The organism is Streptomyces canus (assembly GCF_001514145.1).
GTDB classification, from domain to species: Bacteria; Actinomycetota; Actinomycetes; order Streptomycetales; family Streptomycetaceae; genus Streptomyces; species Streptomyces canus.
The window spans coordinates 79,782-95,033 of record NZ_KQ948659.1 but is presented as its reverse complement, the minus strand read 5'-3'; the positions used below and the strand labels follow the sequence as shown (position 1 = coordinate 95,033).

General features: G+C 69.9%; 11 protein-coding genes. 3 read left to right on the top strand and 8 right to left on the bottom strand.

The window, feature by feature from the left end; all coding sequences use genetic code 11:
* Nucleotides 1–102: 102 nt before the first annotated feature.
* The 6 genes from AQJ46_RS14085 to AQJ46_RS14060 form a co-directional block, all read right to left on the bottom strand.
* Nucleotides 103–1,488, bottom strand: coding sequence for an alpha-amylase (locus AQJ46_RS14085; RefSeq protein ID WP_059205942.1), 1,386 nt, complete (start codon nt 1,486–1,488; stop codon nt 103–105).
* A 122-nt stretch (nt 1,489–1,610) separates the two neighbouring features.
* Nucleotides 1,611–2,177 (bottom strand): dihydrofolate reductase family protein, encoded by a 567-nt coding sequence (locus AQJ46_RS14080; protein WP_059205941.1) that lies wholly within the window; start codon nt 2,175–2,177, stop codon nt 1,611–1,613.
* A 127-nt stretch (nt 2,178–2,304) separates the two neighbouring features.
* Entirely contained in the window at nt 2,305–4,020 is a 1,716-nt protein-coding gene (locus tag AQJ46_RS14075; protein ID WP_059205940.1) for a glycoside hydrolase family 13 protein, read from the bottom strand.
* A 109-nt stretch (nt 4,021–4,129) separates the two neighbouring features.
* Nucleotides 4,130–5,038: a sugar ABC transporter permease gene (locus AQJ46_RS14070; protein ID WP_059205939.1), complete on the bottom strand. Its 909-nt coding sequence runs from the start codon at nt 5,036–5,038 to the stop codon at nt 4,130–4,132.
* 13 nt (nt 5,039–5,051) lie between these two features.
* On the bottom strand, nt 5,052–6,056 hold the full coding sequence (locus AQJ46_RS14065) for a carbohydrate ABC transporter permease (protein ID WP_059205938.1): 1,005 nt from the start codon (nt 6,054–6,056) through the stop codon (nt 5,052–5,054).
* 133 nt (nt 6,057–6,189) lie between these two features.
* On the bottom strand, nt 6,190–7,458 hold the full coding sequence (locus AQJ46_RS14060; RefSeq protein ID WP_059205937.1) for an extracellular solute-binding protein: 1,269 nt from the start codon (nt 7,456–7,458) through the stop codon (nt 6,190–6,192).
* Between the two features lie 361 nt (nt 7,459–7,819).
* On the opposite strand from AQJ46_RS14060, the gene AQJ46_RS14055 reads away from it, so the two are divergent.
* A complete protein-coding gene (locus tag AQJ46_RS14055) occupies nt 7,820–8,854 on the top strand; it encodes a LacI family DNA-binding transcriptional regulator (protein WP_263972870.1) in 1,035 nt (344 codons plus the stop codon).
* A gap of 131 nt (nt 8,855–8,985) precedes the next feature.
* Nucleotides 8,986–9,846, top strand: a complete 861-nt coding sequence (locus tag AQJ46_RS14050; RefSeq protein ID WP_059205935.1) for a phosphatase PAP2 family protein — start codon at nt 8,986–8,988, stop codon at nt 9,844–9,846.
* 482 nt (nt 9,847–10,328) lie between these two features.
* On the opposite strand, the gene AQJ46_RS14045 is transcribed toward AQJ46_RS14050, so the two are convergent.
* The gene (locus AQJ46_RS14045) at nt 10,329–11,210 is read right to left on the bottom strand and encodes a LysR family transcriptional regulator (protein WP_059205934.1); all 882 of its coding nucleotides are present in this window, start codon (nt 11,208–11,210) and stop codon (nt 10,329–10,331) included.
* 72 nt (nt 11,211–11,282) lie between these two features.
* Here AQJ46_RS14045 and AQJ46_RS14040 point away from each other — a divergent pair, with 72 nt between their 5' ends.
* Nucleotides 11,283–12,209: a DMT family transporter gene (locus tag AQJ46_RS14040; RefSeq protein ID WP_059205933.1), complete on the top strand. Its 927-nt coding sequence runs from the start codon at nt 11,283–11,285 to the stop codon at nt 12,207–12,209.
* On the opposite strand, the gene AQJ46_RS14035 is transcribed toward AQJ46_RS14040, so the two are convergent.
* On the bottom strand, nt 12,197–15,184 hold the full coding sequence (locus tag AQJ46_RS14035; RefSeq protein ID WP_059205932.1) for a bifunctional [glutamine synthetase] adenylyltransferase/[glutamine synthetase]-adenylyl-L-tyrosine phosphorylase: 2,988 nt from the start codon (nt 15,182–15,184) through the stop codon (nt 12,197–12,199). The genes AQJ46_RS14040 and AQJ46_RS14035 overlap by 13 nt on opposite strands.
* Nucleotides 15,185–15,252 lie beyond the last annotated feature (68 nt).

The following is a 15,252-nucleotide window of genomic DNA, read 5'->3' as shown; positions in this document are numbered from 1 at the left end:
GCTCTGTGGGTCCGACCCCGCGCGACCGTATCGCCGCCGTAAGCCTTACAGCAATAGTCCTGAAACAGCCGGTAAGAATTTTCAGTGGTTGCGGTGAGTCGCTCAGCAGTTGGACTTGCCCGCGTAGATCGCCAGTGCCGTGTTGGACCCGAGCGTGGCCGAGAACTGGCCGTTGGAGCCGACCGTCACGCTCGTGTTGTTCTGCACGTTGCAGTACGTCCCGGCGGGCAGGGAGGTCTGAAAGGTACGGCTCAGGCTGCCGGACTCGTGGTTGATGGCGACGTAGCCCTTGGCGCCCCGCCCGAAGGCGATCGCGTCGCCGCCGTTGTCCCACCAGTTGGTGACCGACTCACCGCGGGTGGCGTTGCGGAAGGCGACCATGCGCAGGATCTCCGGCCAGGCGTGCTGGCACTTCCAGCCGTCCTGCCAACAGGCGCTCACCGAACCGTTGTTGGGCGGGCCCGCGTCCGTGTCGGACCATTCGTAGCCGGAGTTGATGTCCGGGGCGCCGTACGGGTAGGCGAGCATGAAGACGTTGGCGAGGGTGTAGTTCGCGCCATCCTTGTAGTTGAGCGTGGAGCCGTTGCGCTCGGTGTCGTGGTTGTCGACGAAGACGCCTGCCACCGAGCTGCTCATGTAACCCCAGCCCTCGCCGTAGTTCTTCAGGTAGGCGAGGTTCTCGTTGTTGAAGACGCGCTTGAGGTCGTAGGCGTAGCGGAACTCCTGGACGTCCCCGTTGCCCGTGTACTCGGTGGGCTGGACGGCCTCCCCGCTGCCGTAGATGACCTCCTGCTTCCAGTAGACGGAGGGGTTCGTCAGACGCGACTTGATGGCGGCGAGGTCGGTCGCCGGGATGTGCTTGGCCGCGTCGATGCGGAAGCCGTCGACGCCGTAGCCGAGCAGGGAGTTCATGTAGCCGGCGATGGTGGCGCGGACGTACTCCTCGCCGGTGTCCAGGTCGGCGAGGCCGACGAGTTCGCAGTTCTGGACGTTGGCCCGGTTGGTGTAGTCGGTGATGGTCGACGTGCAGTCGTCCATGTCGTACGAGGAGTACAGGCCCGGGTAGTTGTACTTCGTGTACGACGATCCGCCGGTACCGGTGCCGCTGCCCGCGGACATGTGGTTGATGACGGTGTCGACGACGACCTTCACACCGGCCGCGTGGCAGGTGGCAACCATGTTCTTGAAGGCGGTGGCGTCACCGAGGCGCCCCGCGATCCGGTAGCTGACCGGCTGGTACGAGGTCCACCACTGCGAACCCTGGATGTGCTCGGCGGGCGGGGAGACCTGCACGGAGCCGTATCCGGCGGGGCCGAGGGTGTTGGTGCACTCCTTGGCGACGGAGGCGAAGTTCCACTCGAACAGGACGGCGGTGACGTCCTTGGTGCCGGGCGGGGAGGCGTAGGCGGCCTGGGGGGCCAGCACCGCCGCCGCGGCGGCGAACGCGGTGGCCGTGGCGACAGCGGATGCGGTCCATCTCGATATCACGTGGGGGTTCTCCTTGCCTGACGGCCAGGCGTCTTTGCCTGGCGCCGGCGAGAACGTACCGCTGGCGAAATGTTTACAGCAAGAGTCTTGAAAGCAAGAGAAAGAACTTTCACCTACTCTGCTCAGCGCTGACTGGCAGGCTTGCCTGGAAGGCCGCCGCGGCTGCCCCGACAGGAGTAGACGATCTCCACCGCCCCTCCGGGCAGGGCGCGTTGGCTCTGGAAGGTCAGTCCGGCCTCGGGACGGAGCGCGGGGGTCAGCCGCATGCCGTCGCCGAACAGCAGGGGCAGGACGACCAGTTCGAGGCGGTCGAGCGCGCCGAGGGCGTGGAAGGTGCCGATCGTGCGCGGGCCGCCGATGAGATGGACGTCGCCGCCCCGGTTGGCCGCGCGGAGTTTCTCCAGCAGACGTACCGGGTCGCTGTCGGTGGTGACGTGGTCCGGGGTGCCCTCCGGACGGTGCGAGCCGAGGACGAAGACGTCGAGGTCGGGCCACGGCCAGCGGCTGTTGGTCAGCGCGGGTTCGAAGGTCGTGCGGCCCATGAGCGCGGCCTCGCAGTCGGCCAGGAACTCCCGGATGCCGTGGCTCTGGCCGGAGACGAACGACGGGTCGGCGGTCAGTGCGGGCCAGCCGTTCGGCGTGGTCACGTAGCCGTCGGCACTCATGCTCAGGCGGGCGCGGATCTGCATGGTCTCTCCTCGGGTGCGGGGCGCTGTTCGCCCTTTCACCCAAGCGTCGAACGCGGGTCCCGCCGATCGACACGCCCGACAAGGGATCACCGGGCCCCCGTGTGGGCCCGGTGATCCCTGCCTGTGCTCAGGCCGTCGTCCACCACACCGTCGTGTCGGCCGGCACCTTCGCGTCGCCGTCGGCCTCGGCCACCTCGCCGCTCGCGAGGAGCAGACGGCCGTACGCCGGAGTCGTCACCGCCTCACTGCCGGTGTTCGCGACGCAGACGAACTCGCCGCGCCGGAAGGCGAGAACGCCCTCGGGCGCCCGGAGCCACTCCACCGCGTCGCCGGCACCCAGGTCGGGCTGGGCGCGGCGAACGGCGAGGGCCGAGCGGTACAGCTCCAGGGTGGAGTCGGGGTCGCCGGTCTGCGCCGCCACGCTCAGGTCGGCCCACTCCGACGGCTGGGGCAGCCAGCTGCCGCCCGCGCCGAAGCCGTACGACGATCCCTCGCGCGTCCAGGGGATCGGCACCCGGCAGCCGTCGCGGAACCCGTCCTGGCCGGCACCGCGGAAGTACGCCGGATCCTGGCGGACCTCGTCGGACAGGTCGACGACGTCCGGGAGGCCGAGCTCCTCGCCCTGGTAGATGTACGCCGATCCCGGCAGGGCCAGCATCAGCAGTGTGGCGGCGCGGGCCCGGCGCAGGCCCAGGTCCCGGTCTCCGGCCGTGCGGATCTGGGTGCCGAGGCCGGGCGGGTTGGCGAAGCGGGTGGCGTGGCGGGTGACGTCGTGGTTGGACAGCACCCAGGTGGACGGGGCGCCGACCGGACGCATCGCCTCCAGCGTGCGGTCGATGACCTCGCGCAGTTCCTCGGCGTCCCATGCGGTGCTCAGGTACTGGAAGTTGAAGGCCTGGTGAAGCTCGTCGGGCCGGACGTAGTTCGCGGTGCGCTCGATGGTCGGGGTCCAGGCCTCGGCGACGAAGATCCGCCCGCCCGTCTCCCACCCCCGCCCTTCTGCGGAAGGCCCTTCGGTCCCCTTCTTGTTTCCGGAGTACTCGTCGAGGATCAGCCGCCACTGGCGGTAGATCTCGTGGACGCCGTCCTGGTCGAAGAACGGCATGACATCGTTGCCCAGCAGCTTCACCTGGTCGTGGGATCCCAGGTCGGGCAGCCCCTCCGCCTTCACCAGGCCGTGTGCCACGTCGATGCGGAAGCCGTCCACGCCCATGTCGAGCCAGAAGCGCAGGATCGAGCGGAACTCGTCGCCGACGGCCGGGTGGTCCCAGTTGAAGTCGGGCTGCTCGGGGGCGAAGAGGTGCAGGTACCAGTCGCCGTCCGCGACGCGCGTCCAGGCGGGACCGCCGAAGATCGACTCCCAGTCGTTGGGCGGGAGTTCGCCGTTCGCGCCCTTGCCGGGCCGGAAGTGGTAGCGGTCCCGCAGCGGCGATCCCGGGCCCTCGGCGACCGCCCGCTTGAACCATTCGTGCTGGTCGGAGGAGTGGTTGGGCACCAGGTCGACGATGATCCTGAGGCCCAGTCCGCGGGCGTCGCGGATCAGTGCGTCGGCGTCCAGGAGGTTGCCGAACATGGGGTCCACGGCCCGGTAGTCGGCCACGTCGTAGCCGGCGTCGGCCTGCGGGGAGGCGTAGAAGGGGCTGAGCCACACGGCGTCCACGCCCAGGTCGCGCAGGTACGGCAGTCGGGTGCGGATGCCCTCCAGGTCGCCCATGCCGTCACCGTTGCTGTCGGCGAAGCTGCGCGGATAGACCTGGTAGATCACCGCGTCCCGCCACCAGTCGCTGCGCTGGGCTTTGGCGGGGGTCGATGCCGGGGCGGTGGCGTAGTGCTGCTGGCTCATGGCGTCCTTGAAACGTAAGGGGGTCATGGTGGTCGTCAAGTGGCGAGGCGGCCGCAGTGACAGCGGGGTCGGATGGACACTGCGGCCGCCTCGGGTCTTGGAGTGGGCCTCAGCCCTTGGTGCCGCCCGCGGTGAGGCCGGTCACCAGGTTCTTCTGTACCAGGTAGAAGAACACGGACACCGGTATCGCGATCAGCACCGCCGTCGCGGCCATCAGGTTCCGCTGGGCGTCGTGCTCGCTCACGAAGCTCTGCAGACCGACCGCGAACGTGTACTTCGTGTCGGAGAGCATGAACGTCGAGGCGAACGCGACCTCACCGAACGCGGTGAGGAAGCTGTAGAACGCGGCGACCGCGAGCCCCGGCTTGGCGAGCGGCAGGATCAGCCGCGCGAACGTGCCGAAGGGGGTCAGCCCGTCGACGCGTCCGGCCTCGTCGATCTCGAACGGGATGGTGTCGAAGTAGCCCTTCAGCAGCCAGGCACAGTACGGCACCGCCGTCGAGCAGTACACGAGGACGAGTCCAAGGTAGGTGTCGATGAGCTGGAGGTCCGAGAGCATCTGGTACATCGGCACCATGAGTACGGCTACCGGGAACATCTGCGTGACCAGGAGCACCCACATGAACTTCCGGTAGCCCGGGAAGCGCATCCGGGACACGGCGTACCCGGTGGTCGCGGCGATCAGCACTCCGATCACCGTGGTGCCGAGCGAGACGATCAGCGAGCTCTTCAGCCAGTCGAAGAAGGCCGTGTGCTGGAGGACGAACGAGTAGTTGTCGAACGTCATCTTCTTCCAGATGCCGCCCGGGTGGAGGTAGTCGTCCTTGTCCGGGCCGAGGGACAGGAAGACCAGCCAGAGGATCGGGAACAGCGCGATCAGGCTCGCGACGATCAGGATGCCGTGCGAGACGAGGGAGCCGGCGAGGCTCTTGTCGCCGCGGCGGCGGATCCGTCCGGGTGCCTGCGCGGGCGCGGTCCGGGACACCGCGGCGGAGTTCTCAGCTGTGGTCGTACTCATGGGGACTCCTGCCTCAGATCGCGAGCTGCTGGTCATTGCGGTTCAGCCAGCGGCGGTAGAAGGAGGTGAAGACGATCAGTATGGCCAGCAGCAGGATGCCGTACGCGGCCGACTGGGCGAAGTCACGCGGCTGCTGTCCGAAGCCCAGGTAGTACGCCCAGGTGACGAGGATCTGCGCGTCCGGCGCGGTGTTGCCGAACATCAGGAAGAGCACGGCGAACTGGTTGAACGTCCAGATGATGCCGAGCAGGACGACGGTGGAGCTGACGCTCCTGAGCCCCGGCAGGGTGACGTACCGGAACCGCTGCCAGGCGCTCGCGCCGTCCATCTCGGCGGCCTCGTAGAGGGAGGCGTCGATGGACTGGAGTCCGCCGAGCAGCGAGACCATCATGAACGGCACACCGCACCAGGTGTTGACCATGATCGCGGCGAACCGCTGCCAGAAGGTGTCCTCCAGCCATGCCGGTGAGGGCAGGTGCAGCGCGTCCAGCACGGTGTTGATGATGCCGCCGTCGGCGAGCATGAAACGCCAGCCGAAGACGGTGACGAAGGTCGGCACCGCCCAGGGCAGCACCAGGATCAGCCGGTACAGCGTCCGTCCCCGCAGCTTCTGGTTGAGCAGCAGCGCGAGGCCGAGGCCGATGCAGTAGTGGAGGGCGACGCACAGGGCCGTCCAGACGATCGTCCAGATGAAGTGGGACCAGAAGCGGTCGTAGGCGGTGTCGCCCCACAGGATGTCGGCGTAGTTGTCGAGGCCGATGAACTTGTAGGTGGCGTCGATGTGGTTGACGCCGATCGTGCGGGCCGTGTTGAGGCTGTTGGCGTCGGTGAGCGTGAGGTAGACGCCGTAGACCAGGGGGTACAGCACGAGGACACCGAGGACGACCGCCACCGGGGCGATCATCGCGTAGGCGTACCAGTGCTTCTGGTAGCTCTGTTTCAGGCGTTGGCCCCGCCCGGGCCGCGGCGCGCGGTCACCGTGGCGTTTGCCGGTGGCGCGGTCGATGGCGACTGTCATGTTCGACACCTTCTGGAAGTTCTGCGGCTCTGAGAAGTGGCTGGGCCGAGCGGCCGGCCGGTGTGGCCGGGCACAGGCCGGTGGCCGCCGGATCCCTCCCCCCATGACCGGGAGATCCGGCGACCACACGGGCTCACTTGCTGAAGTCGGGCACCAGCTTGGCGAGGGCGGTCTCCGCGTTGCTCAGGCCCTTGTCCAGGGACTCCTTGCCACCGGCGATCTTGAGCAGTTCGGTGTCCAGCGGGGTCAGCAGCGAGCTGTACTCCGGCAGGGCCACGCGCGGCTGGGCGGAGGAGAGGACCGACTGGTATCCGGCGATGCCCGGGTCGGCCTTGACCTCGGCGGTGTAGGCGTCGTCGCGGGTGGGCAGCGTGGAGTTCTTCAGCGCGATCTGCGTCTGCGACTTCGCGGAGGTCATGAAGCCCACGAACTTCTCGGCCGCCTTCTGGTGGGCGGAGTCCGAGCCGGCGTAGACCGAGAGGTTGTGGCCGCCGGTCGGGGCGCCCGCCTTGCCGCTGGAGCCGGCCGGGACGGTGGCGATGCCGAGGTTGTTCTTGTCCGTGAAGGCCGTGCCCTTGTAGAAGTTGGTGATCTCCCACGGGCCCTGGATGATCGCGGCGACCTTGCCGTTGACGAACGCGTCCTGGATGTGGGCGTAGGCGTCGGCGGTGGTGTCGGCCTTGTGCAGGCCCTTGCCGGAGAAGAGGCTCAGCCAGGTGCCGTAGCCCTTCTTGGCGGCGTCCGAGTTCACCGTGATCTTCTTGGCGGCGGCGTCGACGGTGTCGGTGCCCTCGCCGTAGAGGAAAGTCTGGGCGTAGTAGGCAGCGGTGGAGCCCCAGTAGCCGTCGACGCCGGTCTTCGACTTGATCGTGGCGGCGGCGGCCTTCAGGTCGTCCCAGGTCTTGGGGGCCTCGACGCCGGCCTTCTCGAAGAGCTGCTTGTTGTAGACCAGGGCGAGGGTGTCGGTGACGAACGGCACGCCGTAGGTCTTGCCGTCGTACTGGGCCTGCTTGATCAGGTTCGGCTTGAACTTGGCCTGGTCGGCGAGGGCCTCGGTGCCGTCGAGGGGCAGGAAATAACCCTTCTTGGCGAAGGCGGGGGTCCAGCCGACGTCGGAGCGCAGCACGTCGGGGGCCCCGCTGGCGCCGGCGGCGGTGTCGAACTTGTTCTGCGCCTGGTCGAAGGGCACGTTGACGTACTTGACCTTGATGCCCTTGTTGGCGGCCTCGAAGTCCTTGATCAGGGCCTGGTACGTCGGCGCCTCATTGGTGGCGTTGGAGGTGTCCCACCAGGTGATGGTCACCGGACCGTCGGCCTTGTCGCCGCTGTCACTTCCGCCGCAGGCCGTCGCCGCGAGGGCGAAAGACGCCACCAACGCGGTGGCCGCTATGCCACGCCGCATGAGTTCTCCTTGAGGGTGAAAGCCCGTGTGCTGCGGGGAGAGGTCCCGTCTGCCCTCCCCGTCTGCCGACTGCGCCTTTGCGGCCGCCGGGCGAGTGGGAACGTAACAGCGATGCAAGGCTTGCGAAAGAGCTTGCAGCAAAAAAGTGCAAGAGGCTGCGGAAGTTACCCCGTCGTGATCCCTTGTCGACCGTCACGAGACCCTTGTTTTACGGGGCTGAGCGGGACGACTACGGGTTGTGCAAGACTCTGCAAGCTCTTGCCATCCCCCTCCCGGACGGGAATCATCCCCTTACGGGACAGAGGGCACCGACCAGAACAGAGGGACCGCGATGACGATACGGCCGGTACAGTCCGGTGCCGTGACCACACGGCTAGCCGACATCGCTGCTCAGGCGGGCGTGAGCGAAGCGACCGTCAGCCGCGTCCTCAACGGGAAGCCGGGTGTCGCCGCCACCACCCGCCAGTCCGTGCTGGCCGCACTCGACGTACTGGGCTACGAACGCCCGGTCCGGCTGCGGCAGCGCAGCGAGGGCCTGGTGGGCCTGATCACCCCGGAGCTGGAGAACCCGATATTCCCGGCCCTCGCCCAGGTGATCGGCCAGGCGCTGACCCGGCAGGGCTACACCCCGGTCCTCGCCACCCAGACCCCGGGCGGCTCCACGGAGGACGAGCTCACGGAGATGCTCGTCGACCGGGGCGTGGCGGGCATCATCTTCGTCTCCGGGCTGCACGCGGACACCTCCGCGGACATGCAGCGCTATGAGCAGCTGCGGGCGCAGGGCGTGCCGTACGTGCTCGTGGACGGGTTCTCGCCGAAGGTGCAGGCGCCGTTCATCTCCCCCGACGACCGCGCGGCGATGTCGCTGGCGGTGACGCATCTGGTGTCGCTGGGGCACAAGCGGATCGGCCTCGCCCTCGGCCCGAAGCGCTTCGTGCCCGTCCAGCGCAAGATCGAGGGCTTCGTCCGCACCATGCAGGACCTGCTCGGGCTGGCCGCGGCGACCGTCGAGGAGGACCTGGTCCAGCACTCGCTGTACACCCTGGAGGGCGGACAGGCGGCCGCTTCGGCGCTCATCGAGCGGGACTGCACGGCGGTGGTGTGCGCGAGCGACATGATGGCGCTGGGCGCGATACGGGCGGCCCGGCAGCGGGGGCTGGAAGTGCCGCGGGACGTCTCGGTCGTGGGGTTCGACGACTCCCCGCTGATCGCCTTCACCGACCCGCCGCTGACAACGATCCGCAAGCCGGTGCCGGCCATGGGGCAGGCGGCGGTACGGACGTTGCTGGAGGAGATCGGCGGAACGCCCGCGCCGCACAGCGAGTTCGTGTTCATGCCGGAGCTGGTGGTGCGGGGTTCGACGGCTTCGGCACCTGGGGATCGCACTCGTCCGTAGGGCGGAGACGCCGGGCTTTCACCCGTGCGCTGGTAGGAGAACGGGACAGTCTTCCCGTCGTAGGACATGCGACCCGAACCCGACCGCGGGATGATCGGTGGGGTAAGGCATTTCTGGCAGACTTCATGTCTATGGGTGACTCGACCGTGACCAGCCTGGAAGACCGCGGGACCGCGGCCGCTCCGGACTCCCTCACGGCCGCGGACCGGCCGGCTCTCCTCCGCCGCCTGCGCACCCCGCGCCGCCCGCGCATCTGGTTCGAGATCCTGTTGATCGCGGTGAGTTACTGGACGTACTCACAGGTCCGCAACGCGGTGCCGGAGCAGAAGACGGAGGCGCTGCGCAACGCCGACTGGATCTGGCGGATGGAGCACCATCTGGGCATCGCGGTCGAGGAGTCCGTCAACCATGCGGTGAACTCCGTGACTTGGCTCGTCGTCGGCATGAACTACTACTACGCGACGCTGCACTTCATCGTGACGCTGAGCGTCCTGGTCTGGCTCTACCGCAGCCACCCCGGCCGCTACGCGGCGACGCGTCTGGTGCTCTTCGCGACCACGGGTGTGGCGCTGGTCGGTTACTATCTGTATCCGCTGGCACCCCCGCGGTTGATGAATGGCGGCAACTTCGTCGACACGGTCATGGTCCACCAGACCTGGGGCTCGATGGCCTCCGGCGACCTGAAGCACATGTCCAACCAGTACGCCGCGATGCCGTCCATGCACATCGGCTGGTCCCTGTGGTGCGGCCTGACGATCTTCGCGCTGGCGTCGGTGCCGTGGGTACGCGTCCTGGGCCTCCTCTACCCGACGGCGACGCTCCTGGTCATCGTCGCCACCGCCAACCACTTCTGGCTCGACGCGGTCGGCGGCATCCTGTGCCTGATGTTCGGCTTCATGGTGGCGCGGATCTGGTACGGGGCACTGCCGTACACGTTGCCGAAAGTGGTACCGCCGAAGGCGAAGGCCACTCCCCGGCCCGTCAAGTCCTAGCCGGTGCCCCGACGGGCACCGCGCGCCCCGTCGCGACGCCGGGCACGCTCCCGCAGAGGCGGTGCCCCGACTCGCCGCAGTGGACGCCGCTCCGCGAGGTCGCGCGCCGCGGCCCGCCGCAGCACTAGCCGGTGCCCCGACAGGCACCGCGCGCCCCGTCGCGACGCCGGGCACGCTCCCGCAGAGGCGGTGCCCCGACTCGCCGCAGTGGACGCCGCTCCGCGAGGCCGCGCGCCGCGGCCCGCCGCAGCACTAGCCGGTGCCCCGACAGGCACCGCGCGCCCCGTCGCGACACCCGGCACGCTCCCGCAGAGGCGGTGCCCCGACTCGCCGCAGCGGACGCCGCTCCCAGACAGGCAGACGCTGCCTGCCGGGACACCAGGGCCTGTCCGGCGGATCGGGCCGACTTCCAGCAACGGTGCCTGATCAGTGCAGATGCGCGTGCCAGACCCGGCAACGTCGGCATCCGCCGGACAGGCGCCCTAGCCCGCGGCCGCGTCCCGGAGCGCCTCGACGAACGCCTCGAGTGCCGGTTGCGGGAGCGCGGTCTCGCGTACGGCTGCGTGGATCGCCCGTGACGGCTCCGGGCCCCGGATCTGCCGGACCGCCACGTCCGGATGCCGGCCCCCGAGGCCCAGTCGCGGGATCAGGGTCACCCCGAGTCCCGCGGCCACGAAGCCCTGTGCCGTGGCGTAGTCCTCGCTGTCCACGACGAAGCGCGGGTGGAACCCCGCCGTGGCACAGGCGGTGAGCTGGGCCTCCAGACAGGGGCCGGGCCACTCGCTGCCGACCCAGGGTTCGTCGGCCAGGTCGGTCAGGCGGATCGATCGGCGGGCCGCGAGGGGATGCGCCGCGGGGAGCACGGCCAGGTACGGGTCGTCGAGCAGATGCAGCAGTCGTACGCCGTCCTCGTCCGACGGTCCCACCACCAGCGCGAGATCCGCCCGCCCCTCCCGCACGTCCGGCAGCGGGTCGGGTCCCGTCAGCTTCAGGTCGATCTGCACGCCGGGGTGTTCGGCCCGCAGCCGCGCCACCGCGGGGGCGACCAGACGGGCTCCGGCCGTGGCGAAGTAGCGCACCGAGAGCCGGCCCGTGCGGCCCGCCAGGAGGTCACCGAGGGCCGTCTCCGCCTCGGCGACCTGCCGGCCGATCGCGTCCGCGTACTCCGTGAGCAACAGCCCGGCCGCCGTGGGCCGCACACCCCGCCCGACCCGTTCGAGGAGCTCGGTCCCGGCCTCCTTCTCCAGTGCCGCCACCTGCTGGCTGATCGCGGAGGGCGTGTAGCCGAGCCGGGCCGCGGCCGCCGTCACCGAGCCGTTGCTCACCACGGCCGCCAGCATCTGCATCCGTCGCACATCAAGCATGTACTCCAGCTTAATGATAGATCCAGAATCTTTCACTTGTCCTGATGGGTTTGGCCGGGGACCGTGGAGCACATGTCCCCCGCCTCCACACTCCGCATGGCCGCCCTCGCCCTCCTCTGGGGATCCGGCTTCCTCTGGATCAAGCTCGCCCTCGACCACGGCCTCTCCCCCGCCCAGATCACCATCGCGCGGTGCGTGCTGGGCACGGCTGTGCTGTTCCTCCTGGCCCGCGCGGCCGGTCAGCGGCTGCCCCGCTCCCGCTCCACCTGGGGCCATCTGATCGTCGCCGCACTGTTCTGCAACGCCATCCCGTTCGCTCTGTTCGCGGTCGGTGAGCAGAGCGTCGACTCCGGCGTCGCGGGCGTTCTGAACGCGACGACCCCGCTGTGGTCCCTGCTGATCGGCGTCCTGCTCGGCACCGACCGCGGCCTGCGCCCCCTACGGCTGACCGGCCTGCTCCTCGGCTTCGCAGGCACCGTGCTGATCTTCGCCCCCTGGCACCGCTCGGGTCTGCTGACCTGGGGCGCCCTGGCCCTCCTGACCGCCGCCGCGAGCTACGCCGTGGCCTTCGCGTACATGGCCCGCAAACTCACCTCCGGGCAGGGGCCGTTGGCGTACTCCGCCGCCCAACTCCTCATGGCTACGGCGTGGACCACGCTGTCGGTGCCGGTGGCGGGCCCGGTGGACGCCGACCTCATCGGGCTGGGGGCGGTGACGGCCCTGGGGGTGCTGGGCACGGGGGTGACCTTCTACCTCAACTACCGCCTGATAGCGGACGAGGGCCCGGTGACGGCGGCGACGGTCGGCTACCTGCTGCCAGTCGTGTCGGTGACCCTGGGCGCGGTGCTGCTGGACGAGCGAGTGGGGTCGCGCGTGCTCATCGGCATGGCGATCGTGCTGACCGGCGTGGCCCTGACGCGCCCCACAGGGGCGCGGGGAACTGCGCGACCAGCCCCCACCGCCCCGCAGCCGAAGAACAAACCCCACTACGCTCCGTAGAACAACTCCTCCACCACACTCCGAGCCCGCCGAGCCGTACGCCGATAGTCGTCCAGCATGTCCCCCACATGCCCCGCCTCATACCCCAAGTACCGCCCCACAGCGGCAAGTTCCCGCGTCTCGGAAGGAAACGTGTCCCCGGCCCGCCCCCGCACCAGCATCACGGCGTTACGCACCCGCGTAGCCAGCACCCACGCCTCGTCGAGGACCTGGGTGTCCTCCGCGGAGATCAGCCCGGCCGCCCGCGCGGCGGAAAGTGCCGCACGGGTGCGAGTCGTACGCAGCCCCGGCTCGCCGGCACCGTGCCGCATCTGGAGGAGCTGGACCGTCCACTCGACGTCGGACAGTCCGCCGGGCCCGAGCTTGGTGTGCAGCTTGGGGTCGGCGCCGCGAGGCATCCGCTCGGACTCCATGCGCGCCTTCAGCCGCCGGATCTCGCGCACGGCGTCGTCGCCGAGGCCCGCCGCCGGATAGCGCAGGGGGTCGATCAGTTCGACGAACCGGCGGCCCAACTCCTCGTCCCCGGCGACCGGTTCGGCCCGCAGCAGGGCCTGTGACTCCCAGACCAGCGACCAGCGGCGGTAGTAGGCCGCGTACGACGTCAACGTGCGTACCAGCGGCCCGGACTTGCCCTCCGGGCGCAGGTCGGCGTCGATGAGCAGCGGTGGGTCGGCGCTCGGGATCTGGAGCAGTCGGCGCATCTCGGAGACGACCTTGTTGGCGGCCTCGGAGGCCTCCCGCTCCTCGACGCCCTCGCGCGGCTCGTGGACGAACAGGACGTCCGCGTCGGAGCCGTAGCCGAGTTCGTGACCGCCGAAGCGGCCCATGCCGATGACGGCGAACCGGGTGGGCAGGGTGTCGCCCCAGCCCTCCCGGACGACCGCGCGCAGGGTGCCGGCGAGGGTCGCGGCGGTCAGGTCGGACACGGCGGCGCCGACGCGCTCCACCAGGGCGCCCTGGTCCGGCTCGGCCGGCTGGGTCTCGGTGCCGTAGGAGCCGACGATGTCCGCGGCGGCCGTACGGAAGAGTTCGCGGCGGCGGACGCCACGGGCCGCCGTGACGCCCTGGACGGCGCCGTCCGCGCGGCCGACCGCGGAGAGTATCTCCTGCTCGAGACCGGCCCGCCCGCGCGGATCCAGGCCGCCGCCGTCGCCGTCCCCGAGGAGAGCCACGGCTTCGGGTGCGCGCATCAGCAGGTCGGGGGCGAGGCGCCCGGCGGACAGGACGCGTGCGAGGTTCTCGGCGGCGGCGCCCTCGTCCCTCAACAGCCGTAGGTACCAAGGGGTCTTGCCCAACGCGTCGGACACCTTGCGGAAGTTGAGCAGTCCGGCGTCCGGGTCTGCGGACTCGGCGAACCAGCCCAGCAGGACCGGAAGGAGAGTGCGCTGGATGGCGGCCTTGCGGCTGACGCCGGAGGCCAGGGCCTCCAGGTGCCGCAGGGCGGAGGCCGGGTCGGCGTAGCCGAGCGCGACCAGCCGCTCGCGCGCCGCGCCGGCACTCAACCTGATCTCGCCGGGGCCGAGTTGGGCCACTGCGTCCAGCAGCGGCCGGTAGAACAGCTTCTCGTGCAGGCGTCGTACGACGGAGGTGTGCCGCTTCCACTCGCGGTTCAGCTCGGTCACCGGGTCGGCCCGCAGACCGAGGGAGCGGCCGAGGCGGCGCAGGTCGGTCTCGTCCTCGGGGACCAGGTGGGTGCGGCGCAGCCGGTAGAGCTGGATGCGGTGCTCCATGGACCGCAGGAAGCGGTAGGCCTCGTCGAGCTGTGCCGCGTCGGCACGGCCGACGTAGCCGCCCGCGACGAGGGCCTGGAGAGCGTTGAGGGTGGTGCCGCTGCGCAGTGAACGGTCCTCGCGGCCGTGCACCAACTGCAGGAGCTGTACGGCGAATTCGACGTCCCTGAGACCGCCGGGGCCGAGCTTCAGTTGCCGGTCGAGCTCGGCGACGGGGATGTTCTCCACGACCCGGCGCCGCATCTTCTGCACGTCGGCGACGAAGTTCTCGCGCTCGGCGGCCTTCCAGACCAGGGGTTCGAGGGCGGCGACGTACTCCTCGCCCAGTTCGAGGTCGCCGGCGACCGGGCGGGCCTTGAGGAGGGCCTGGAACTCCCAGGTCTTGGCCCAGCGCTGGTAGTAGGCGAGGTGGCTGGCCAGGGTGCGCACGAGCGGGCCGTTTCTGCCCTCGGGCCGCAGGTTGGCGTCGACGGGCCAGATGGACCCCTCGACGGTGGTCTCGGAGCAGACGCGCATCATGTGCGAGGCGAGCTTGGTGGCGGCGCGCAGGGCCTTGCCCTCGTCGGCCCCGTCGACGGCCTCACCGACAAAGATCACGTCCACGTCGGAGACGTAGTTCAGCTCGTGTCCCCCGCACTTGCCCATCGCGATCACCGCGAGCCGGCACAGCGCGGCGTCGTCGGGTGCGGCCGCCCGCGCTATGGCGAGCGCGGCGCGCAGGGTCGCGGTGGCGAGGTCGGCGAGTTCGGCGGCGGTCTCGGCGAGGTCGGTGGTGCCGCACACGTCACGGGCGGCGATCGACAGCAGGCAGCGGCGGTAGGCGACGCGCAGGGTGACGGGGTCGGTGGCCTCGGCGAGCCCGCGCTCGAACTCCTCGACTCCGGGGTGCAGATCGCGCGGCTCGTAGGTGACGAGGGCCTGCCAGTCGCCGGGGTGCCGGGCGAGATGCTCGGCGAGGGCGGCGGACGCGCCGAGCACCCCGAGCAGCCGGTCGCGCAACGGCTTCGCCGCTATCACGGTGTCGAGCAGCTCCCGGCCGGGCTGCACCTCCAGCAGCCGTACGAAACCGTGCAGGGCGAGGTCGGGGTCGGCGGTCGCGCCGAGCGCCTCCAGCAGCACCGGGTCATTGCGTACGCCGCTCAGCTCGCCGCTGTCCAGCAGCCGCTCGGCGGCCGACGGATCGGTGAAACCGTGCCGCAGAAGCCGCGTGAAGGTACTGCTCCTGCGCCCCGGCGCCGCCGTCATCCCCGGCCTCCCGTCCGATCAAGGTCGTATCGATTGAGCCTAACCGGAGAGTTGGGGATGAGCGCCGG